The 21648-nt window shown below is 60.4% G+C and carries 18 protein-coding genes and 1 pseudogene; 7 read left to right on the top strand and 12 right to left on the bottom strand.

Going from position 1 to position 21648, the window contains the following annotated elements; all coding sequences use genetic code 11:
• The first annotated feature begins 33 nt into the window (after window positions 1-33).
• Window positions 34-351, top strand: coding sequence for an SCP2 sterol-binding domain-containing protein (locus tag F8N44_RS18020; protein WP_150651233.1), 318 nt, complete (start codon window positions 34-36; stop codon window positions 349-351).
• A gap of 158 nt (window positions 352-509) precedes the next feature.
• Here the strand turns inward: F8N44_RS18020 and F8N44_RS18015 are convergent, their stop codons facing one another.
• The 10 genes and pseudogenes from F8N44_RS18015 to F8N44_RS17970 all read right to left on the bottom strand — a co-directional run bounded on the left by F8N44_RS18015 (window position 510) and on the right by F8N44_RS17970 (window position 14696).
• A complete protein-coding gene (locus F8N44_RS18015; protein ID WP_150651232.1) occupies window positions 510-2084 on the bottom strand; it encodes an ABC transporter ATP-binding protein in 1575 nt (524 codons plus the stop codon).
• Window position 2085: 1 nt separating this feature from the next.
• Window positions 2086-3108: an ABC transporter permease gene (locus F8N44_RS18010; RefSeq protein WP_150651231.1), complete on the bottom strand. Its 1023-nt coding sequence runs from the start codon at window positions 3106-3108 to the stop codon at window positions 2086-2088.
• On the bottom strand, window positions 3108-4172 hold the full coding sequence (locus F8N44_RS18005; RefSeq protein WP_150651230.1) for a microcin C ABC transporter permease YejB: 1065 nt from the start codon (window positions 4170-4172) through the stop codon (window positions 3108-3110). The genes F8N44_RS18010 and F8N44_RS18005 overlap by 1 nt, the downstream gene beginning before the upstream one ends.
• Window positions 4159-5999: pseudogene (locus F8N44_RS18000) on the bottom strand (extracellular solute-binding protein). The gene F8N44_RS18005 and the pseudogene F8N44_RS18000 overlap by 14 nt, the downstream one beginning before the upstream one ends.
• 225 nt (window positions 6000-6224) lie before the next feature.
• Window positions 6225-8879 carry a TonB-dependent receptor gene (locus F8N44_RS17995; protein WP_150651229.1) on the bottom strand — a complete coding sequence of 885 codons (2655 nt, stop codon included), beginning with the start codon at window positions 8877-8879 and terminating at the stop codon, window positions 6225-6227.
• A 118-nt stretch (window positions 8880-8997) separates the two neighbouring features.
• Window positions 8998-9501 (bottom strand): RES family NAD+ phosphorylase, encoded by a 504-nt coding sequence (locus F8N44_RS17990; protein ID WP_095120991.1) that lies wholly within the window; start codon window positions 9499-9501, stop codon window positions 8998-9000.
• On the bottom strand, window positions 9498-9974 hold the full coding sequence (locus F8N44_RS17985; RefSeq protein ID WP_191630919.1) for an antitoxin Xre/MbcA/ParS toxin-binding domain-containing protein: 477 nt from the start codon (window positions 9972-9974) through the stop codon (window positions 9498-9500). The genes F8N44_RS17990 and F8N44_RS17985 overlap by 4 nt, the downstream gene beginning before the upstream one ends.
• 270 nt (window positions 9975-10244) lie before the next feature.
• Window positions 10245-13154 (bottom strand): TonB-dependent receptor, encoded by a 2910-nt coding sequence (locus tag F8N44_RS17980; RefSeq protein ID WP_150651228.1) that lies wholly within the window; start codon window positions 13152-13154, stop codon window positions 10245-10247.
• A gap of 91 nt (window positions 13155-13245) precedes the next feature.
• Window positions 13246-14193, bottom strand: coding sequence for a FecR domain-containing protein (locus tag F8N44_RS17975; protein WP_150651227.1), 948 nt, complete (start codon window positions 14191-14193; stop codon window positions 13246-13248).
• A complete protein-coding gene (locus F8N44_RS17970; protein WP_034152323.1) occupies window positions 14190-14696 on the bottom strand; it encodes a sigma-70 family RNA polymerase sigma factor in 507 nt (168 codons plus the stop codon). The genes F8N44_RS17975 and F8N44_RS17970 overlap by 4 nt, the downstream gene beginning before the upstream one ends.
• 297 nt (window positions 14697-14993) lie before the next feature.
• On the opposite strand from F8N44_RS17970, the gene F8N44_RS17965 reads away from it, so the two are divergent.
• From F8N44_RS17965 to F8N44_RS17950, 4 genes are all read left to right on the top strand, one after another.
• Window positions 14994-16712, top strand: coding sequence for a hydrogenase maturation protein (locus tag F8N44_RS17965; RefSeq protein WP_150651226.1), 1719 nt, complete (start codon window positions 14994-14996; stop codon window positions 16710-16712).
• Between the two features lie 253 nt (window positions 16713-16965).
• Complete coding sequence (locus tag F8N44_RS17960; RefSeq protein ID WP_095121024.1) at window positions 16966-17829, top strand: LysR family transcriptional regulator; 864 nt, start codon at window positions 16966-16968, stop codon at window positions 17827-17829.
• 111 nt (window positions 17830-17940) lie between these two features.
• On the top strand, window positions 17941-19086 hold the full coding sequence (locus F8N44_RS17955) for a sterol desaturase/SRPBCC family protein (protein ID WP_150651225.1): 1146 nt from the start codon (window positions 17941-17943) through the stop codon (window positions 19084-19086).
• Window positions 19083-20159, top strand: coding sequence for an SMP-30/gluconolactonase/LRE family protein (locus F8N44_RS17950; protein WP_150651224.1), 1077 nt, complete (start codon window positions 19083-19085; stop codon window positions 20157-20159). The genes F8N44_RS17955 and F8N44_RS17950 overlap by 4 nt, the downstream gene beginning before the upstream one ends.
• A gap of 147 nt (window positions 20160-20306) precedes the next feature.
• Here F8N44_RS17950 and F8N44_RS31375 read toward each other — a convergent pair whose 3' ends face one another.
• Both F8N44_RS31375 and F8N44_RS17945 read right to left on the bottom strand, forming a co-directional pair.
• Complete coding sequence (locus F8N44_RS31375; protein WP_007912545.1) at window positions 20307-20471, bottom strand: hypothetical protein; 165 nt, start codon at window positions 20469-20471, stop codon at window positions 20307-20309.
• Window positions 20472-20580: 109 nt separating this feature from the next.
• The gene (locus F8N44_RS17945) at window positions 20581-20823 is read right to left on the bottom strand and encodes a YdcH family protein (protein WP_077573170.1); all 243 of its coding nucleotides are present in this window, start codon (window positions 20821-20823) and stop codon (window positions 20581-20583) included.
• Here F8N44_RS17945 and F8N44_RS31370 point away from each other — a divergent pair.
• A complete protein-coding gene (locus F8N44_RS31370; RefSeq protein WP_191630914.1) occupies window positions 20822-20998 on the top strand; it encodes a hypothetical protein in 177 nt (58 codons plus the stop codon). The two genes, F8N44_RS17945 and F8N44_RS31370, sit on opposite strands and share 2 nt — an antisense overlap.
• Before the next feature lie 30 nt (window positions 20999-21028).
• On the top strand, window positions 21029-21550 hold the full coding sequence (locus F8N44_RS17940; RefSeq protein ID WP_016983387.1) for a DUF4142 domain-containing protein: 522 nt from the start codon (window positions 21029-21031) through the stop codon (window positions 21548-21550).
• Window positions 21551-21648 lie beyond the last annotated feature (98 nt).

Below are 21648 nucleotides of genomic sequence, written 5' to 3'. Positions count from 1 at the left end.
CCTTGCTGTAATCAACCTCATAAGGATCGAACCATGACCTCCGTAGCCGATGCCGTAAAAGCAATGCAAGCCAAGTTCAACCCAGCCGCTGCTGCCGGTCTGGATCTGGTCTTCGGTTTCAACATCACTGACGAAGACAAGCAGTACTCGCTGATCGTCAAAGACGGCACCTGCGACATCCAGGAAGGCGAAAACCCGGACGCCAACTGCACGCTGGTGCTGGACAGCGAAACCCTGAAAGGTATCGTCAGCGGCGATACCGATGGCATGCAGGCTTTCATGGGCGGCAAGCTGCGCGTTGAAGGCGACATGATGCTGTCGATGAAACTGTCCGAGCTGTTCCCGGCGTAATAGCGACGTTCAGTGACACAAAAATCCCGCCCCCAGTGGCGGGATTTTTGCGTTTCGGCGCTGTAGGAGCTGCGGCACGCTGCGATCTTTTGACCTTGCTTTTTCAAACCCAAAGTCAAAAGATCGCAGCCTCGTTTCACTCGACAGCTCCTACAGGGTTACTCGGTGTATGACGCGGCTAGTAGCTCCCGGGTATACGAATGCTGCGCCGCATGAAACAGCGCGTTCGTCTCACCGCGCTCCACCACCTCGCCATCCTTCATCACGATCAAGTCATGCGCCAACGCGCGCACCACCGCCAGATCGTGGCTGATGAACAGATAGGTCAGGCCGTGCTCTGCCTGCAAACGCCTCAGCAACGCGACGATCTGCTTTTGCACCGTGCGATCCAGTGCCGACGTCGGCTCATCCAGCAGGATCAAGTCAGGCTTGAGCACCAGCGCCCGGGCAATGGCGATGCGTTGCCGCTGACCACCGGAAAACTCGTGGGGATAGCGATGGCGGGTGGCAGGGTCGAGACCGACTTCGCGCAGCACATCGATCACCGCCCGTTCGCGCTCAGCGGCATTCAAATCGCTGTGCACCTGTAGACCTTCGGCGATGATCTGCTCCACACACAGGCGCGGACTGAGGCTGCCAAACGGATCCTGAAACACCACTTGCAGACGTTTGCGTAGCGGCCGAAGTTGTTTGCCGCTCAAATGCTCCAGCGCCTCTCCTTGAAAGCGAATACTGCCTTGCGCGTCGAGCAAACGCAGAATCGCCTGGCCCAGCGTCGACTTGCCGGAACCGGATTCGCCGACAATCCCCAAGGTCTTGCCGCGCTGAAGATTCAAGTCAATGCCGTTGACCGCGTGCAAGTACGACTTCGCGCGCAGCCATCCGCCGCCCAAACGGAAGCGCACATTGAGATCGCGCACCTCCAGCAAATCCTCCGCAGGCTCCCGGCACAACGCCTCGCCACCCGGCTCGGCGTTGAGCAACTCGATGCTGTAAGGATGTTGCGGCGCGCTGAACAACTGTTCACACGACGCTTGTTCGACGATCAGACCGCCACGCATGACCGCCACTCGCTGAGCGATGTTTCGCACCAGATTCAGATCATGACTGATGATCAACAGCGCCATGCCCAGGCGCTCCTGCAGTTCTTTGAGCAACAGCAGAATCTTGCGTTGCACGGTCACGTCCAGCGCGGTGGTCGGCTCGTCGGCGATCAACAACTGCGGTTCGCAGGCCAGCGCCATGGCGATCATCACCCGTTGTCGCTGACCGCCCGACAGTTGATGCGGATAGGCCTTGAGCCGTTCGCGCGGGCGTTGAATGCCGACCAGTTCGAGCAACTGCAGAATCCGTTGGCGCGCCGCCGCCCCGGCCAGTCCCTTGTGCAGCGCGAGGCTTTCGCCCAGTTGCCGCTCAATCGTGTGCAAAGGGTTCAGCGAACTCATCGGCTCCTGAAAAATCATCGCGATACGGTTGCCACGCAACTGCCGCAAGTAGCGCTCATGCACGCCAAGCAGCTCCTCGCCGGCATAACGGATGCTGCCGTCGATCCGGGTGATGGCCGGGTCAAGCAGTTGCAGAATGCTGTGCGCCGTCACCGATTTGCCCGAGCCGGATTCGCCGACCAGCGCCAGACATTCGCCGGGGCGGATATCAAGGTCGATGCCGTGCACCACAGACTGGCCATTGAAGGCGACGCGCAGATCGCGTATTTCGATCAGATGTTCAGGCATCTCAAGTCCTCGGATCAAACGCATCACGGCAGGCCTCGCCGATGAAAACCAGCAATGAAAGAATCAGTGCCAAGGCAAAGAACGCGGTCAAACCCAGCCACGGCGCTTGCAGATTGCTCTTGCCCTGACCGATCAACTCGCCCAGCGAAGCACTGCCGGCCGGCATGCCGAAACCGAGAAAATCCAGCGCCGACAAAGTCGCAATCGCCCCGGTGAGAATGAACGGCAGATAGGTCAGCGTGGCGCTCATGGCATTGGGCAGAATGTGTCGAACAATTACCTGCGCATCGCCGACACCCAGAGCCCGCGCCGCTTTCACATATTCCAGGCCACGGCTGCGCAGGAACTCGGCCCGCACCACATCGACCAGGCTCAACCAGGAAAACAGCGCCATGATCCCCAGCAACCACCAGAAATTCGGTTCGACAAACCCGGACAGAATGATCAGCAGGTACAACACCGGCAGCCCCGACCAGACCTCCAGCAAGCGCTGACCGATCAAGTCGACCCAACCGCCGTAGTAACCCTGCAACGCGCCGGCAGCGATGCCAATCACTGCACTCGCTGCGGTCAGCGCCAAGGCAAACAGCAGCGATATACGCGTGCCGAAAATCACCCGCGCCAGCACATCGCGCGCTTGATCATCCGTGCCCAGCCAGTTTTCGCTACTGGGCGGACTCGGTGCCGGTTCCGTCAGGTCGTAATTGACCGTGTCGAACGCGAACGGAATCGGCGCAAACCACATCCGCCCGCCCTGCCCCTCGATCAATTGCCGCACCTGCGTGCTGCGATAGTCCGGCTGAAACGGCAACTCGCCGCCGAAATCCTGCTCGGTGTAGCGCTTGAACGCGGGGAAATACCAGTCGCCCTGATACGCCACCAGCAGCGGCTTGTCATTGGCCACCAGCTCACCGCCAAGGCTCAGGCCGAACAGCGCGAGAAACAGCCACAACGACCACCAGCCACGCCGATGTGCCTTGAAGCGCGCCCAGCGACGCTGACCGATTGGAGATAACGTCAGCATCAGGCAGCCCTCGCGGTGAAGTCGATGCGCGGGTCGACCAGCGTGTAGCAGAGGTCGCCGAGCAGTTTTATCAGCAGGCCAAACAGGGTGAAGATAAACAGCGAGCCGAACACCACCGGGTAGTCACGTGCCACCGCCGCTTCGTAACTGAGGCGGCCGAGACCATCGAGGGAAAAGATCACTTCGATCAGCAGCGAGCCGCCGAAGAACACCGTCACCAGCGCTTGCGGCAAACCGGCAACGACCAGCAGCATCGCATTGCGAAACACATGGCCGTACAACACCTGCCTTTGACTCAGCCCTTTGGCGCGCGCGGTCACCACGTACAGCCGCGAGATCTCGTTGAGAAAGCTGTTCTTGGTGAGGATCGTCAACGTGGCGAAACCACCGATGACCAAGGCAGTCACCGGCAGCACCAAGTGCCAGAAATAGTCGGCCACCTTCGCCCACGGCGACAGCTCGGCGAAGTTGTCCGAGACCAGCCCGCGCACCGGAAACCAGTCCAGCGCCGTGCCACCGGCAAACACCACGATCAGCAACAGCGCGAAGAGAAATCCCGGCAACGCATAACCGATGATGATCGCCACGCTGCTCCAGACATCGAACGCCGAACCGTTGTGCACGGCTTTGCGAATGCCCAGCGGAATCGACACCAGATAGGTGATCAGCGTCGCCCACAGACCCAGCGACAACGTCACTGGCAACTTCTGCCAGATCAATTCGGTGACGCTGGCACCGCGAAAGAAACTCTGACCGAAATCCAGTTGCGCATAGCTTTTGAGCATCAGCCACAAGCGCTCGCTGGCCGGCTTATCGAAGCCGTACTGGCGCTCGATATCGGCCACCAGTTTCGGGTCCAGCCCACGGGTCGCGCGGGATTCGCCACCAACGGTTTCGACGTGGCTGGAGCCCACTGCCGCGCCGACGCCAATGCCTTGCAAGCGCGCGATGGCTTGCTCTACCGGGCCACCGGGCGCGGCTTGCACGATGACGAAATTGACCAGCAGGATCGCGAGCAAGGTCGGCACGATCAGCAGCAGACGCCGCAAGCTATAACCCCACATGGCTGTACTCCTTGGGCATCTGGTTTGCGCTCAGTGCGGTCGGGCTGATTTCCCACCAGGTGTCGAGACCGGCGTCGTACAGCGGGGCAATCGCCGGTCGGCCGAAGCGGTTCCACCACACCGTGGAAATCCCCGGCGGGTAATAGTTGGGGACCCAGTAATAGCCCCACTGCAACACCCGATCCAGTGCATGAGCGTGGCGCAGCAGACTCTCGCGATTGTCGGCCTGCACCAGCCCTTCGAGCAGTGTGTCGACGGCTGGATCACGCAGCACCATGTAATTGTTCGAGCCGGGATCATCGGCGCCGTCGGAGCCGAAGTAGTTGAACATCTCGCGCCCCGGGGCCTGACTCACCGGGTAACCGGCAACGATCATGTCGTAGTCGCGATTACGCACGCGGTTGGTGTATTGCGCCGTGTCGACCTGACGGATATCGAAGCCGATGCCGATCTGCGCGAGGTTGCGTTTGAACGGTAACAACAGCCGTTCGAAACCCTTCTGGCCATTAAGGAAAGTGAAGTGCAGCGGCTCGCCACTGGCGTTCACCAACTGATCGCCCTGAGGTTTCCAGCCAGCGGCCTCCAGCAGTTTCAGTGCCTGCAATTGTTCAGCGCGGATGTTGCCACTGCCGTCGGTTTTCGGTGCTTCAAACACCGTGGTGAACACTTCATCGGGAATCTGTCCGCGCAACGGCTCAAGAATCTTCAGCTCTTCGGCATCCGGCAACGCGGTGGCCGCCAGTGCGCTGTGAGAGAAGAAGCTGCGCTGACGCAGGTACATGCTGCGCATCATTTGCCGGTTGCTCCATTCGAAATCCCAGAGCATGGCGATGGCCTGACGCACCCGGCGATCCTGAAACAGCGGTTTTTGCAGGTTGAACACAAAACCCTGCGCGCCTTGCGCAGCACCGGGTGCGAGGTGTTCACGGCGCAATTTGCCTTGCTCCAGCGCGGCCCCGGTGTAACCGATGGTGAAACTGGTGGCGGAGAACTCGCGGTTGTAATCGAAGCCACCAGCCTTGAGCACCTGCCGCGATACGTCGGTGTCGGCGAAGAACTCCACGCTCAGTTGATCGAAGTTGTACAGGCCACGAGTGATCGGCAGGTCCTTGGCCCACCAGTCTTGCACCCGTTGGAATTTCACGCTGCGCCCGGCATCCACCGCGCTGATGCGGTACGGGCCGCTACCCGGCGGAATCTCGAAACCGCCGCCCTCGGCGAAGTCGCGAGTGCGCCACCAATGTTCGGGCAGCACTGGCAGTGTCGCCAGGTCCAGCGGCAAGGTGCGGCTGTCGTTTTTTTGAAGAGGAAGCGCACTTGCGTCGGCGACTCCACGACAACCTCGGCGACATCACGAAACTGCTGGCGGTATTTGAGGCTGCCCTGAGTGGTGAACAGCTCGAAGGTGTAACGTACGTCTTCGGCGGTGATCGGTGTGCCGTCGTCGAAACGTGCCTTGGGGTTGAGGTAAAAACGCAACCAGCGGCGATCCGGATCGAGCTCCATCTGCTGCGCCACCAGACCGTAGACGCTGTAAGGCTCGTCCTTGCTGCGATAGGCCAGCGGTGCGTAGAGCCAGCCATCGATATCGGCCACGCCAGTGCCTTTGTCGGTATAGGGAATCAGGTGATCGAACGGGCCGCTTTCCAGCGAAGAACGGCGCAGGCTGCCGCCCTTCGGTGCATCGGGGTTGGCGTAGGCCAGGTGCTGGAAGTCGGGGGCGTATTTGGGAGGTTCGCCGTACACGGTTAACGCCGGTTGCGGGGCGGCCCAGCTGAACGGAGTCAAAAGCGCGAAAGCGCTGAATAAAATGAGCCTGGAGAACATGGGCAGATCCTTTTACACGGTGTCGCTGACGGCCTCTTCGCGAGCAAGCTCGCTCCCACATGGATCTTCCGTGAACACAAATCCCTGTGGGAGCGAGCTTGCTCGCGAAAGCGTCAATGCAGTCAACACACCTTCTGCCTACCTGTGATGTGCAACAGGCCGGCGATTTTTATAGAGCAGGCTTTAGATCAATCGGTGACTAAAACCCGCCACAACTGATCACTTTCAGAACTTGTAACTGACCCGCGTGTACAGCGTCCGGCCAAACGGGTCGCCATATTTCGGGTCGTAGCCGCTCTGGAACGTGTAGGTCTGGTTGCTGAACGGTGGCTCGCGGTCGAACAGGTTTTTCGCGCCGAGGGTCACGCTCAGGGTCTTGCGCCAGGTGTAGGTGCCGGCCAGATCCCAGACGTTGTACGAGCCGACGTAATCGTGAGTGTCGCGATCGGAGTCGTGGTAACCACTGGTGTAGCGGTTGGTGAGCGCGGCACCGAATGGGCCGTAATTCCAGCTACCGGTCAGGCTGTGGCGCCAGCGCGCCACGGCACCCGCTGACGCAAAGTCACCGCCACGGAAATCGCCCAGCTTGTCGATGTAGTCGCCCTTGAGCTGTTGCTGATAGTCATACCGAGTGACGTAAGTGCCTTGCAGGCCGATGCCGAAGTTGCCGTACGGCGTGCTCGGTAAACGGTAATCGAAGCTGACATCGACGCCGTTGGTCTTGATCTTGCCGAGGTTGGCCAGCCCGGTGACGATGTGATCGATGGAGCCGTCCGGTTTGCGGATCAGGCGATCCGGGTACAGTTCAGGATTGTCGAACACCGCCGATTCGGGGAACTCGGCAATCTGGTTGGCGATGTCGATCCACCAGAAATCCAGCCCGGCGCTCAGGCGCTCGAACGGCTGGTAGACAAAGCCGAGGGTGACGTTGCGTGCGGTTTCCGGGCTCAGATCGGTATTGCCGCCGCTGGTGCGATTGAACTGTTGCGCACAGTCACGGTTGGCGATGCCGCCATTGCTCGGATTGCCGCCAGCGCACAAACGCGGGTCGTTGTAGTTGGCGTTGGTGAAACTGGTGAAGGTCGGGTTGTACAACTCATACAACGACGGCGCGCGAAAGCCTTCGCTGTAGGCACCGCGCACCACCAGTTCCTTGAATGGCTGGAAGCGGAACGAGTACTTCGGATTGGTGGTGCTGCCGAAATCGCTGTACTTGTCATGGCGTACGGCGGCGGACAGTTCCAGGCTGTCGAGCACCGGTACGTTGACCTCGGCGTATTCGGCGGAGACGCTGCGATCCCCGGCTACGCTGCCATTCGGATCGACACCGAGGCTTTGCACGTCGCCGGCAAATGCTGCGAAATCCTGATGGAAATCTTCCTTGCGATACTCGCCGCCGAGCGCCAACGCCGAAGGACCGGCACCAAACCAGTCGCCGATTTCACGGCTGATGCGCCCGTCGATGGCCTTCACCCGCCCGACCGCCGTGGCGTAATCACCGTCCACCGCGTTGGCCGCCAACAGCGCGGAACCGGCAGCTGTCTGCGGACCGAACGGATTGATCACACCGTTGGCAATACCGGCACTGACGGCGCGGTCGTTGACGTAACCGTCCTGAATACTGTTGACCACTTTGTTCTGGTTGTACGAGGCACCGACGTTGTAATCCCACCCGACCAGCGTGCCGTCGAAACTCAGCAGCAAGCGCTGACTGGTGTTGTCGTCTTCGTGCTGACGCGCGCCGACGGCGGTTTCGCGCCAGTTGACGTCAACCGGTTGTGTCGGGTCGAGGGCGAATCCGTTCGGCCCCGGCGTGATGCCGTTACCCGGATAGAACGCCGTGCCGGGGTTGACCTGATTACCCATCAGCGTGCCCGGGCCGATTTGCGTGCGGTTTTCGTTGCGCGCCCAGAAGTATTCGAGGCTGACGTTGTGATCGTCCGACAGCTTTCCCGTGGCTTTGGCGAAGGCCGAGGTCTTCTCGGTTTCCGGCACCAGATCGAGGTAATTCCACAAGCTCTGTCGGCAGATTCCGTTACGTGCCAGCAAACCCGGTGCGTTGCAGCCAGAACCAGCCAATGGATTGGTGGCGTTACTGCCCTGGCTCCAGTTGGCCGGCGAGGCGGTGCCGGAGGTGTAGTCGAGTCCGCGATTCGGCTGGTAGTTATAGGTGTAGCCGCGATCTTCGGCGGCCAGGCGTTGTTGCTTGTCGTAACTGACCACGCCGAACACGTTGAAGCGATCATCCTGCAAATCACCGAAACCCCAACTGCCGCTGAAGTTACGGCTTTCACCGCCCCCCGAATGGGTCGGCGTATCGTAGTTGGTGCTGATCTGCCCTTCGGTGAGGCTGGTCTTGGTAATGAAGTTGATCACCCCGCCAATCGCGTCGGTGCCGTACAACGCCGAGGCGCCATCACGCAGCACTTCGACACGGTCAATGGCGGCAAACGGAATAGTGTTGAGATCGACACCCGAGCCATTGATTGCGTTGGTCGCGTTGTTGCTCAGACGACGGCCGTTGAGCAGCACCAGGGTTTTATTCGGGCCAATGCCACGCAAGTCCGCATACGACGCGCCACCACTGCTCGACCCTACCGAGCGACCGGAACCCACTGAAGACTGGTTGGCGGATATCCGGCTGACCAGTTCCTCGGTGGTGGATACGCCCTGCTCGCGCAGCTCTTCTACGCGCAGGATGGTCACCGGCACCGCAGTTTCTGCATCGACCCGACGGATTGCCGTCCCCGTGACTTCGACGCGCTGCAGTTGAGTCGTCGGTTCGGATGCCGTGCTGTCGGCAGCGATGGCCGGCAGCGTGTTGATTGCCAGCAGCAAGGCCAGGCTCAAAGGTGATTTGACGGGTGAAAACTGAATCATGAACAGCCATCCCTGCGTTTTGGTTTATGCAGGGATGTGCGATGAAGAATAAGGATTTATAGAGGGCGGTTTAGACCGTTGGGTGATGAGGTTATGCACAAAATGCCGTGCGTCCGTATCAAGCCAATGTCACCTCCCTCAACAACCGGGTATCCAGGCCAAACCGCTCCTGGGAGACCATCTTGAACTGCCCCTCTGCCAGGTCGCAGCTCACCAGCAGATTCCAAGAGTGGCGGGTTGCCGCCGAGGGAATCAGGACAAACGGATGCTCATCCAGTAAAGCGTCGGCAAACCGCTGTTGATTGGGTGACGGCCACGCGGGACTCAACCAGTAAGGATTCGGTACCTCTTCAGGCTGGACGACTTTGACCCGTGCATCGCGGATGACCTCAAAACACGTCAGCACATAAGGCTCTCTGTCCAGTGCATCAAAACTGTTATTGGCTGCTACCTCCAGAATGGCCGAGGACGGGTCGACAGATGCATAGACGACTCGCCGGCCAGGCGCATTCCATCGACCGCCCTTCAGTTTAGAACCCATCCCGCTGTCCCACGTCTCTCCGTAGGCCTCCTGATCCAGGCGCCAGCCATACCAGTGCCCTTCCCAAGGCAAGGGATTCATGGGTAACCCCCGTACAGGAGCTGACACAAGTATTGCTCGACCATCTGGAAACCCAGTGGGTGGCGGGTCAGTTCCAACGGCACGTAGCCGTTAAGGTAAGGGGTGGGTTTTTGCATCCATATCTCCGCCTGTGACAGCCCCCCGAACGCCCGAGTGGCCATCTCCAGCACCAGCGCATATTGATAGGCGACGACACTCTGCTGCGAGTCAAGCCGTATCGATTTGCCTTCCTTCAACAGCCGCTGCACGGTTCTGACAGACCTGCCGGTGATGCGTTTGACCATGTCTTCGCGCAGGTACATTTCGGAAGTTGAAAGCATGTTGACGACGTCGCTCAGCTCAAAGCCCTGGTCGGTAAGGCGGACAATCAACATGGCATCGTCACCGAGGTCCTGGCCGTGCACGAGCAAATCGACAGGCTTGCCCGCGACCTTCTTCAGCCCCGTCAGCCGGGGTACTTTTGCTGTGGGCATCGCGACATCCTCCATGGGGCATCTGGCGCGATCGTCGATCCAGAAGTTACGCAGGGAATAAGCAGGCGTTTCATGCTCGATGTGTGGGGTACGCATAATCGATCCTTTATCTGGGAGCCTGAGCGTCCAAGCCGCTCAGCGACTTCAATGTCAGGTCCGATGCTATAGATCGCGCTTCCGACGACCAACCTGAAAAAGTCGTCGGAAATATCCCCTGCCTGCCGAAAAACCTGGCTTTTTCCGTAGGACGTCAACGCGAGATTCCTGCCATCAGCCGCCGAAGTGATAACTCACATCGAGCCACCATTGCCGCCCGTACGGGTCATAGTTGCCGGTCGGGTAATACGGCCACCCTGCCGAGTCATCGTGCTTGACCTGATTGAGCACGTTGTTCACGGTCAGCCCGACACTCGCCCGGTCATTGAGCTTGTAACGCGCACTGGCGTTGAACACCGTCCATGGCGACAGACGCCCGTCTCCCGCGCCATTGGTGACCGAGCCGTAACGAATGCCCATCAGCGTCGCCGTGGCCTTCTGGTAATCCCAGGTCAGGCTGGCGTTGACCTTGCTGCGCCAATCGTAGTTGGTGCGTGAGGTGCGCCAGTCTTGCGTGGGGGCTTCTTCCGATTCCTTGTAGTAATGCGAAAGCACCAAGGTGTAACCCAGCGCCGAACTGAACGCGCCGTACTGCCCGGCGCCCCAGCGGATGTTGCTCTTGAAATCCAGGCCGCTGACCCGCTCGCTAGCGGCGTTGATGGCGTTGACCCGCACGCGATTCAACTGGTTCGGGTCGACCGCCGCATTGCCGGCGTTACGATCAATGCGCGCCAGCGTCGACTGGCAATTGGCCGAGTTGATGTCCTGAGTACCATTGCGGCATTCGTTTTCCTGTTGCAGCAGCCGGTTTTCATCGACGGTGGTCAGCAGATCGTCGATCTCCACGCGCCAGAAATCGGTGGAGAAATCGAAATTGCGCGACGGTGACCAGACAAATCCGTAGGTCCATGATTTACCGCGTTCCGACTCCAGGTTCGCCGTGCCGCTTTGGGTGTAGTCGACGCGCCCGCGATCACAGGCGCCCTCCACGCCCTGACTGCAACCGTAGTAATCGATTTGCGCCGGGTAGTAGCCGTTGCTGTCGGACTGATAGATGTAGTTCAGATCCGGCGCGCGGAAACTGGTGCCGTAACTGCCGCGCAGCAACAGGCTGGTCACCGGGCGCCACTCAAGCCCCAGGTTGTAGGTTTTCTGCTGCTCGGTGCGGCCGCTGAACTTGTATTGGTCCCAGCGCCCGGCGGCGGTCGCCAGAATCGTGTCAGTCACCGGAATGCTGAACTCGCCGCCCGCCGCATAACGCTTGCGCGAGCCACCGGAACTTTGCTGTGGGCTTACGCCGTAAAAGGTACCGTCGTTGAGGCCGTCATCCGGATCGACGCGGTATTCCTGTTTGCCCGCCTCCAGCACACCGGCGAAGCCCACGGGCCCAGCCGGCAGATCGAACAGATCACCGTTGACCGAAGCGTTGTAGCTGGTCGACACCGACTTGCTGCTCTGGGTCAGGTTGCCGCGAAACTGCTGCCATTCCTGCGGCGTCAGCGGCCGGTCGAGCCGCGAGGCATCCGGGGCGAACACCGGATAACCACCGCTCACACCCAACTGCGGGCCGAGGTAGAAATCCTGAATCGATGACAGCGGGGTGTAACGGGTGGTCCTGACGCTGCGATATTCCGAGCGATTGGCCGCCAGATCGTAGCTCCAGCCAGTGTCGGCAATCTTGTCCGAGAGACCGAGGGTACCGGTCCACGAGGTGTCGCGCCACTTGCTGTTGTTGCTCGTACGGCCACCGATTTCCTCTTCACCGAAGCGTCGATACCAGCGCTCCAGATTGCCGCTGTTCTGGTTGATGAAGTCCGGCGAGGTGAAGGTCGGCCCGCGTGTGTTGTTCTGAATATGGTCGAGGCCGTACATCAAGTCGGCGAAGACCTGGCCGCTGTCGCTGAAGTGCCAGGTGCCACGGGTGTAGCCGTCGTAGTTTTCCTTTTGGGTCTGCACGGTCCAGTAATCGTTGTACATCTGATCGGTGCGGCAGCGCCCGCCGCTGTTGACCAGTTTGTTGTCGAAGGTGCCCTGATAAGCACCGCAACCCGGTCCCAGATAACGACTGTTGCTCAGGTCGCGGCGGTAACCGACGTCCGCCAGCGGGCCGTTTTGCATAAAGCCACGGTCATCGGCCCAGATCGGATCACGGTTAGTCAGTTCCAGACCGAACAAGCCGTCAAAATCCCCCCAACTGCCGCCGCCGCTGATCTGCAAGCGCTGGTTGTCACCGCCGCCGCGTTCGCTGGTGCCGCCCTTGAGGTTAACGTCGACGCCGTTGATCTTGTCCTTGAGGATGATGTTGACCACCCCGGCGATCGCGTCCGAGCCGTAAATCGCCGAGGCGCCGCTGCTGAGGATTTCGATGCGTTCGATGACCGCCGACGGAATGTTCGCCAGGTTGGTGAAGTTGACCTTGCCGTCGTACGGCGTCGGATAATCGGCCACGCGACGGCCATTGATCAGCACCAGCGTATGGTTCGGGCCGAGGCCGCGCAGGTTCAGCGCGCTGGCCGCCGGTTGCCAGGTGTTGCCGTAATCTTCGCCCTGGGTCATGCCGGTGTTTTGCGTTTGCGTCGCGAGGGCGTCGTAGACGTTTTTGTAGCCGCGCGCTTCCATTTCTTCGTGGGTGATGACGTTGACCGGCGTGGCGCCATCGCTTTGCGCGCGGGCGATGCGTGAGCCAGTGACGGTGACTTTTTCCATGCGGTAATCGGCGCTGGTGACCGGCGCTGCGGTAGTGACTTTCGCCGGCGCATCGGCTGCGCGAACGGTCAGGCCCTGAGCGCTTTGTTCGACTTGCAAACCACTGCCGAGCAGGGCTTTTTCCACCGCCTGGCGGCCACCCAACGCACCGCGCACCGCCGCACTGCGTTTGCCCTGCACCAGTTCCTGACTGAAGGAAATCGGCACGCCGCTCTGCCGCGAGATGTCCAGCAGCACTTCGTCGAGCGGCCCGCTGGCGATGTCGAAGGTGGACACCGCCGCTGCCGATTCCTGGGCCACCGCCGCCAATGGACTGACGCCCAGCGCCAAGGCAGCGGCGAGGGTCAATCGAGGTAATTGTTGTTTGAGTGAGAACATCGAAGGGTTTCCCTGTTGGAGGCATCTGCAGGGAATGAGCAGCAGGCCGGCGCTTTTTATAGGGCGGCGATTAGGCCAAGAAGTTATGGGTTTATAACCGCGCGTCGATACTCACCCAGTACGGGTTGTGCCAGGTGACGCGGATCGGCAGCGAGCGCTCCAGCAGTTGCAACGTACGATCGCTGTCGTCGAGCGGATAGAGGCCGCTGAGGCGCAGGTCGGCGACTTCCGGGCTCAGATGCAAGATGCCGCGACGGTAGCGGCGCAGGCTGTCGATGACCTCGTACAAAGGCCGATCGCGCACCTCCAGTCGACCTTGCACCCAGGCACTTTCCTGGCCGCTGCTGCGCTCCAGCGACAGTAACCCGGCGCCGTTGAACAGCAGACTCTCGCCCGCCTGTACCACTTGCCGCGCGCCACTTGCGGTGAGCACTTCGACCTGCGAATGGAGCATCACCAATCGCGTCGTTTCCTCGCTGTACTGCACGAGAAACTTCGTCCCCAGCGCCCGCATGCGGCCGTGCTCGGTCTCGACTACAAAAGGTCGCGCCGACTCTTTCGCCACATCGACCAACAATTCGCCGCTGCGCAAGGCGAGCAGCCGTTGCTGATGGTCGAACAAAGGCACCACACGGCTGCGCGCATTGAGGGTCAGCCCACTGCCGTCCGCGAGTGTGAAGTCACGCCGCTCTCCGGTTCCGGTCGACAACTCCCCCGCCTCCGGCAGCCAGCCGTAACGTCGCCCGAGCAACCCGGCCAACAGCGCAACACCGAGCACACTCAAACTGCCGCTGATGAAGCGTCGACGACTCGACGGCGCATTGAGACTGTGCAGCAGGCTGTTGCGCGGCACGCTGCGCAAGCTCGGGTTGCGCAGCAGATTCAGGCCGCCGCCCATTTGCTCGATGACCTGCTGATGCCGAGGATCGGCAACACGCCACGCCTCGAATGCGGCCCGCTCAGCCATGCCCGCCTCGCCCGACTGCAGCAACGCCAGCCATTGCGCCGCCTCGTCGATCACCGCCTCGTCCGGCCTCATGCCTGCATCGCCTGATAGCAACGCTTGAACGCTTCGACCATGTATTGCTGCACGCGACTGGTCGACACGCCGAGGCGCTCGCCGATCTCGCTGTAAGTCAAGCCGTCGAGTTGATGGTAGAGAAACGCCGCTTTCGCCTTGGCCGACAGCCCGTTGAGCAAACGATCGACCGCGAGCAGCGCTTCGATCACCAGCGCCCGTTCTTCCGGGGACGGATGCACCGGCTCGGGCGCCAGCGCCAGACTTTCCAGATAAGCGCGTTCAAGGTCCTGGCGACGCCAGCCTTCGTACACCAACCGCCGCGCAATGGTGGTCAACAGTGCCCGTGGCTCGCGAATGGCCGTGGGGTCCGGCAGTGCCAGCACCCGTAGAAAGGTTTCCGAAGCGATGTCCTGCGCACTGTGCGGGCAACCCAGCGTGCGACCAACGGCAGCGCACAGCCAACGATAGTCCTTTTGGAACATCTGCCCGATGATCTGGTAATGCGGGTTGTACCCACCCATGCCTTGCTCCCTGAAACGGGTCCCACCCGCTGCGAAAAACCATCGTTCTGCCGGGATCGTCCGGCTCTGATCAGGCGCGACTGTGCAATAGCCTCGAAGACATTTGAAGTAATAAAAAATCAGCACAAGCAAACCATTGAGCATAAGCCGCTTCGTCGCCGCAGAAACATTGGCTGACACAACGTTGACCTCGGTCACTGGCGCGTGGCCGCCCACTGATTAATCTCGCGGCTCCATCGAAGGCCAGGGACGGCTCAGCGAGAGCCCGTGGCTGAACCCACTCAAGGAAGAGCAAGCATGCGACCACTCAACATCATTCTGCTGTCGTCGGCCTTCAACGGCCTAACCCAACGCGCCTGGCTGGAACTGCGTGAGGCCGGGCACTCGCCCAGCGTCGTGCTGTTTACCAATGAACAAGCCGTATGCGAGCAGATCGAACACAGCGGCGCCGATCTGGTGATCTGCCCGTTCCTCAAGGACCGTGTGCCCGAAGCACTGTGGAGCAATACGCAGCGTCCGGTGGTGATCATTCATCCCGGCATCGTCGGCGATCGCGGCGCCAGTGCCCTCGACTGGGCGATTACCAACGAGCTGCCGAGCTGGGGCGTCACCGCGTTGCAAGCGGTCGAGGAAATGGACGCCGGCCCGGTGTGGGCCACCTGCGAATTCAACCTGCCGGCGGGCCTGCGCAAATCCGAGCTGTATAACGGTCGGGTCAGTGATGCGGCGATTCGTTGCATACGCGAAGTGGTGGAGAAGTTCGTCGAAGGCTTTGAACCGGTTGCCCTCGACTATGCCGATACAAAAGTGCGCGGGCGCTTGCAGCCGAACATGAAACAGGTCGACCGCAGTTTCAGCTGGCACGACTGCGCGCGTTTCATCAAACGCTGCATCGATGCCGCCGACGGTCAGCCCGGCGTATTGGCGAGCCTGGCCGGCGGTCAGTATTACGTGTACGACGCGCACCTCGATTCGCGCAGCGGCATGCCCGGCGAGATTCTCGCGGTGCATGACGATGCGGTGCTGGTCGCGGCCGGTGATCAGAGTTTGTGGATTGGTTCGTTGCGACGCAAACCGCAACCCGGCGAAGAAACCTTCAAGCAACCGGCGCGGCACCTGTTGGCCGAGCAATTGGTCAACGTGCCGGTGCTGGACTGGTCGATTGCCACGCAGCCGTTCAGTGACGAAGCCTATCAACCGCTGCGGTATCGCGAATCCGGCATCGTCGGTGAGCTGACCTTCGAGTTCTACAACGGCGCCATGAGCACCGAGCAATGCCAGCGCATGGTCGCCGCGCTACGCTGGGCCAAATCTCGTGATACGCAGGTGTTGCTGATCAAGGGCGGGCGCGGCAGTTTTTCCAACGGTGTGCATTTGAACGTGATTCAGGCCGCGCAGGATCCTGGTGCTGAAGCCTGGGCGAATATTCAGGCGATCGACGATGTCTGCGCAGAACTGCTGACGGCCCGACAACTGGTGGTCAGCGGCGTTACTGGCAATGCTGGCGCCGGCGGTGTGATGCTCGCGCTGGCCGCCGATATTGTGTTTGCCCGCGCCGATATCGTGTTCAACCCGCATTACAAGAGCATGGGTTTGTATGGCTCCGAATACTGGACCTACAGCCTGCCCCGCGCCGTCGGCCCGGCCATGGCCGAGCAATTGACCCAGGCCTGTCTGCCGGTGAGCGCGGTGCAGGCGTGGCAACTGGGCATGGTTCAGGAAATCGGCCCGCGTTGCCCGGACGAGTTTTCCCTGTGGTTGCTGCAACGGGCCAACGGCGTATTGAGCGATCCGACCTATGCCGCGGTGCGTGAGCGCAAGGCGCGGGTTGATCAGGTGTTGATCCAGCAATGCCGTGAAACCGAGTTGCAGGAGATGCAGGAAGACATGCTCTACAACCGCAATCAGTTTGCCGAGAAGTGTCGAAACTTTGTTTACAAGCGCAAGGTGTGTGGCACGCCGGCGCGGTTGATTGAGGAGTGGGCGCGGGTGCGTTTGACCGAGTTGGCCAGTTGATTTTGCGGTGACTGCTTTCCCCTCACCCTAGCCCTCTCCCCAAGGAGAGGGAACCGAGCCGGGGGTATTGAAGATTTACACCGACCTGAGAGTCTTGCTCTGAATCCATAATCGACCCGATCTTTCAGGTCGATGTATGACGCGAGACACCTCGGTCAGTCCCCTCTCCCTCGGGGAGAGGGATAGGCGGGCGGCGATCCGATGAGGGGCTTTTGCCTTTACAATGCCCGCCACCTCAAACACCGGCCCGCCCATGGACATCGATCTCGCTCGCACCTTTCTGGAAATCGTCCGCCACGGCAGCCTCGCTGCGGCCGCACAAAAGCTGTTCGTCACGCAAACGGCGATCACCGCCCGGGTGCAGAAACTCGAAAGCCAATTGGGTAGCACGCTGTTCGTGCGCAACCGCGCCGGGGCGAAACTGACGCCCAATGGTGAGGCCTTTGTGGTCTACGCCAATCAACTGGTGCAGACCTGGGAGGCCGCACGCCGCGATCTGCCGCTGCCCGAGGGCTACCACAACGTGCTGCACATCGGTGGTGAAGTCAGTCTGTGCAACCCGTTGATGCTCAGTTGGGCGGCGGAGCTGCGCGAAAAGATTCCCGGGCATGCCCTGCGCATGGAAATCCGCGACGGCGAAAACCTGCTGCGCCAGCTCGAACTCGGTGTGCTCGACGCCGCGCTGGTCTATCAGCCGGAATACTGGCCGGGCTTGCAGGTCGAGCAAGTGCTGGAAGAAAAACTGATTCTGGTGCGTGCGCCCGAGCGCCCCGATCCCTACGTCTACATCGACTGGGGCCCGGACTTCCGCCGCCAGCATGACGCCGCTCTGCCGGAAAAAGCCAAAGCGGCGCTGAGTTTCAACCTCGGCCCACTGGCCCTGCAATACATTCTCGAACACGGCGGCAGCGGCTACTTCCGCACCCGCGTGGTACGCACCTATCTGGAAAGCGGCGCCCTCGAAGCGGTGACCAAAGCTCCGGAATTCGGCTACCCGACTTACCTGGTCTACTCACGCGATCGCGATTCGGCGACGCTGCAGCAGGCCTTCCACCTGCTGCGCGAAGTGATCCGCACCGATGACGACTGGTCGCAACGCTGGAACCCTCTGAGCTGAAGCGACGGCTTGGTACCGGAGCATGGCGCATGTGCCACTGAGGTTCGGCCTGCACAAACGGCCGGATCGGCTAATCTGCCGGGTATAACAACGATCCCCGCAGGTGATGCAGTGAGGCAGACCACCGAGATATTCCGCAGCCGTTACCGTGCGGCCATTCATCCGCTGTACAACCCGTGGCTGCACGGTACGTTCGTGCTGCTGTTCGGCGTGCTGGCCATCACTGCGTTCTGGAGCAGTGTGCAGCAGGTCAGCCTGCTGGAATGGCTGACGGTGCCGTTGACCCTGCTGCTGTTCAATTTCGGTGTGTACATCGTCCACCGCCATCTCGGTCACCACAAAAAGACCTTCGCAAAAATGTTCTATGCCCGACATGCGGGCGATCATCACAGCTTCTTCACCCCCGGCCATATGACCTACGACGGCGCCCGCGACTGGCGGGTGATTCTGTTTCCCGCCTGGTTGATCGTACTGCACACGCTAGTGATTACCCTGCCGCTGTGGTGGCTGATCGCACAAGCCAACGCCAATGTCGCCGGGTTGTTCGGAGGCTGCATGGTGCTCGGTTATCTGACTTACGAAATTTTCCACGCCTGCGAACACCTGCCGCCGCACAACCCGCTGACCCACCTGCCGTGGATCCGCCAGATGCGCCGCCTGCACGAATTGCATCACCGCCGCGAGCGCATGCAGGAACGCAATTTCAATATCGTCCTGCCGTTGATGGACTACCTGTTCGGCACCCTTTACTGGGAGCCGGAAACCGCCCCATTGAACTATCCGAGACAAGCCATGACCCGCATGCAGCACACGATCGACATCGCTGGCGAACCCGTTTCCGTGCTCGCCTACGCCGCCAGTGTCGGGCGCTGGCCAGAGTGGCACCCGTCGTCGCTGAAGATCGACGGCCCACACGGCCCACTGCATGCCGGCGCGCGTTTCGAAGAGGACATTCATGCCGGCGGGCGCGCGGGCCACTTGAGCTGGGAAGTCACCGAGTACCTGCCCGGTCGGCGCTGGTGCGCCCGGGCGCAAGGCGATCATGGCTTGTCGCTGTTGCTGACGTATGAGTGCAGCATCGACGGCAGCGATACACGATTTGTCCGCACGCTGGATTATCGTTTTGACGGGCTGGGCATGCGCATCGCCAATCACCTGCTGCTGAAACGGCGCATCGAGCGCGAATCCGCCGCATCGATGCTGGCGCTGCGTGACATGGCCGCCCAGTACCTGGCCACGGCGAGGGCCAGCGCGTGAAGCTACGGCATCTGTTGTTGCTGCTGATCCTCATCGTCATCGCGTTCTTATTGTTGATGCCCACCAAGGTCGAACCTGTGGCTTGGACGCCGCTTCCAGCACCTTCGCTAACAGAAGGCATTTACGCCGAGAACCAGAAACTCAAAGGCGCAGCACAGGTCGGGCCGAGCGACATCGAAGGGCCGGAAGCGTTGCTGCTGGAGAGTGACTTCCTGATCACCGGGCTGCACGACGGCCGATTGATCCGCACCAGCCTCGACGGCCAGCAACGCAAAGTCCTCGCCGACACCGGTGGCCGCCCGCTGGGGCTGGCCCGGCACCCGAACGGCATGCTGGTGATCGCCGATGGGGTCAAGGGTTTGCTGTCCCTCGATGCGCAAGGTCAGCTGGTTCCTTTGACCACGGAGGCCAATGGTCTGGCCTTCGGTTTTACTGATGACGTGGCCATCGACAAGTCCGGGCATTACGCCTATTTCAGCGATGCTTCCAGCCGCTGGGGTTATGGCCATGACGGTGAAGCGATCATCGAGCACGGCGGCGATGGGCGTCTGCTGCGCTATGACTTCCAGAGCGGCAAAACCAGTGTCCTGCTCGATAAGCTTGAGTTCGCCAACGGCGTGACCCTCGGCCCGGACGACGCCTATGTACTGGTCAACGAAACCGGCGCCTATCGCATCAGCCGTTACTGGCTGACCGGGCCGAAAGCCGGCACTCATGATGTGTTCATCGACAATCTGCCAGGGCTGCCGGACAACCTGGCGTTCAATGGCAGCAACCGGTTTTGGGTGGCGTTATATGCGCCGCGTAATGCGTTGCTCGACGGTACGGCCGGGCACCCGTTCGTGCGCAAGATGATTGTGCGGGCGCTGAAGGTTTTACCGAAACCGGTGGAAAAGCGCGGGTTTGTGTTGGGGCTGGACCTGGACGGCAAGGTGATTGCCAATTTGCAGGATGCGAGCAGTGGCAATTATTCGCCGATCACCACGGTGCGCGAGTATGGGGCGTGGTTGTATTTCGGTTCGTTGAAGGCGATGCATATGGCGCGGATGCCGTTGGATGCAGCCCTTAAGTGAACCTGATGTTTTTGTGTTGCATGGACTGACGCCTTCGCGAGCAGGCTCGCTCCCACATTGGATTGTGTTGACCACAAATGCTGTGGTCAGCCGAGAACCTTGTGGGAGCGAGCCTGCTCCGGGCGGCGTTCCGACGAAGACGGTCTGTCAGTTGCTGGATTTATCGAACTTGTCCGGATCTTCGTCTTCAGGCAGATCCTCATCCGGCTCTTCGGGGTTGGCCGTGGTATGCGCCGGGCTGTTGGGTTCGGGATGCGTGGGAACCGGGTCGAATGCGCCCTGCTCTTCACTGGGGAATTTGGGATCGTTCATAAGGCACCTCGCAAAGAGTCGCTGATGGAAGACTCTGTACATTCGAGGTGCCGGTCGTGGCTGTCGTTCCCGTCAATCCGCAACCGCAGGTCGGCGGATCAACCGGGTTTCAGGATCGCGCCTGTAATTGCTCGACGATCTTGTCTTTGACCTGCAAGCGCTTTTCTTTGAGTTTTTTCAGCGTGTCGTCGCTGGGAGCATCCGAGGTGGCAGTCTCGGCCTTGACTACTTCGGCGTCCGCCTGGGAATACTTGTTGATCAGTGCGTCCAGATGTGGATCCGCGGTGCGTTTTTGCTGGATCTCTTCCTTTGTAAGCTTCAAGTCCTGTAACAGATCATGGGTCACCGGCATGGAACACCTCCGTCAGTTGATCGGCTGGCCAACGCGACCGATTGCGCTGGCCAGTTATCAGAATGGCCTCGGTTGCACGGTTCTGTCGACCACCTGTCAGACCAGCGGTGCCCGTTCGTCGCCCTTTCGCAAATGCGATCAAACCTTTATTCGTCGCATTGCCTCCATTGGTTAACACCAACAAAAACTGCGTGGAGATACACCAATGGACGGATTCAACCTGCGTCATCTGGTTCTGGCTGTCGCTTTGAGCAGCGGCATGGGCAGCGCCTTCGCTGCGACTGACAATGACTTTGTCGATAACGCCGCTGCCGGTGGCATTGCTGAAATCGAAACCAGTCGGCTCGCCCTGGAAAAAAGCCAATCGGCTGACATCAAGGCGTTTGCCAACATGATGATCACCGATCATGGCAAGGCCAACGATGAGCTGGCGACCATTGCCAAGGCCAACGACATCGAAGTCCCGGACACCACAACCCTGGTCAAACAGGCCAAGGAAAAAATCCTTGAAGTGCGTGATGAGTCTTTCGACGCGGCATACGCCAACAATCAGGTGAAGGCACACGAAGAGACCATCGAGCTGTTCAAGAAACAAGCCAATACTGTGACCGATGACAAGGTCAAAGGCGCTACGGAGTTGAAGGCGTTTGCGCAGAAAATGCTGCCGGGGCTGGAAAAACATCTGGCCGCCGCTAAAGAGCTGCAGGCCAAGCATCCGAGCAAGTAAAAAGCCTTACCCTCACCCCAGCCCTCTCCCGGAGGGAGAGGGAGCCGACCGAGGGGGATGTTCAAGTTACGTCGACCTGAACGTTTTGAGTCGAACTC

It is taken from the genome of Pseudomonas fluorescens, assembly GCF_902497745.1.
GTDB classification, from domain to species: Bacteria; Pseudomonadota; Gammaproteobacteria; order Pseudomonadales; family Pseudomonadaceae; genus Aquipseudomonas; species Aquipseudomonas fluorescens_BM.
This window is presented reverse-complemented; position numbering and strand designations above follow the sequence as displayed.

What these genes read in the sequence shown, in the direction of transcription:
- F8N44_RS17945 (WP_077573170.1), bottom strand. Translation starts at nt 20,823, where the DNA reads ATGCCGGTGACCCATGATCTGTTACAGGACTTGAAGCTTACAAAGGAA.
- F8N44_RS18005 (WP_150651230.1), bottom strand. Translation starts at nt 4,172, where the DNA reads ATGTGGGGTTATAGCTTGCGGCGTCTGCTGCTGATCGTGCCGACCTTG.
- F8N44_RS18020 (WP_150651233.1), top strand. Translation starts at nt 34, where the DNA reads ATGACCTCCGTAGCCGATGCCGTAAAAGCAATGCAAGCCAAGTTCAAC.
- F8N44_RS31375 (WP_007912545.1), bottom strand. Translation starts at nt 20,471, where the DNA reads ATGAACGATCCCAAATTCCCCAGTGAAGAGCAGGGCGCATTCGACCCG.
- F8N44_RS31370 (WP_191630914.1), top strand. Translation starts at nt 20,822, where the DNA reads ATGGAACACCTCCGTCAGTTGATCGGCTGGCCAACGCGACCGATTGCG.
- F8N44_RS18015 (WP_150651232.1), bottom strand. Translation starts at nt 2,084, where the DNA reads ATGCCTGAACATCTGATCGAAATACGCGATCTGCGCGTCGCCTTCAAT.
- F8N44_RS17995 (WP_150651229.1), bottom strand. Translation starts at nt 8,879, where the DNA reads ATGATTCAGTTTTCACCCGTCAAATCACCTTTGAGCCTGGCCTTGCTG.
- F8N44_RS17965 (WP_150651226.1), top strand. Translation starts at nt 14,994, where the DNA reads ATGCGACCACTCAACATCATTCTGCTGTCGTCGGCCTTCAACGGCCTA.
- F8N44_RS17975 (WP_150651227.1), bottom strand. Translation starts at nt 14,193, where the DNA reads ATGAGGCCGGACGAGGCGGTGATCGACGAGGCGGCGCAATGGCTGGCG.
- F8N44_RS17940 (WP_016983387.1), top strand. Translation starts at nt 21,029, where the DNA reads ATGGACGGATTCAACCTGCGTCATCTGGTTCTGGCTGTCGCTTTGAGC.
- F8N44_RS17985 (WP_191630919.1), bottom strand. Translation starts at nt 9,974, where the DNA reads ATGCCCACAGCAAAAGTACCCCGGCTGACGGGGCTGAAGAAGGTCGCG.
- F8N44_RS17960 (WP_095121024.1), top strand. Translation starts at nt 16,966, where the DNA reads ATGGACATCGATCTCGCTCGCACCTTTCTGGAAATCGTCCGCCACGGC.
- F8N44_RS17980 (WP_150651228.1), bottom strand. Translation starts at nt 13,154, where the DNA reads ATGTTCTCACTCAAACAACAATTACCTCGATTGACCCTCGCCGCTGCC.
- F8N44_RS18010 (WP_150651231.1), bottom strand. Translation starts at nt 3,108, where the DNA reads ATGCTGACGTTATCTCCAATCGGTCAGCGTCGCTGGGCGCGCTTCAAG.
- F8N44_RS17970 (WP_034152323.1), bottom strand. Translation starts at nt 14,696, where the DNA reads ATGGGTGGGTACAACCCGCATTACCAGATCATCGGGCAGATGTTCCAA.
- F8N44_RS17990 (WP_095120991.1), bottom strand. Translation starts at nt 9,501, where the DNA reads ATGAATCCCTTGCCTTGGGAAGGGCACTGGTATGGCTGGCGCCTGGAT.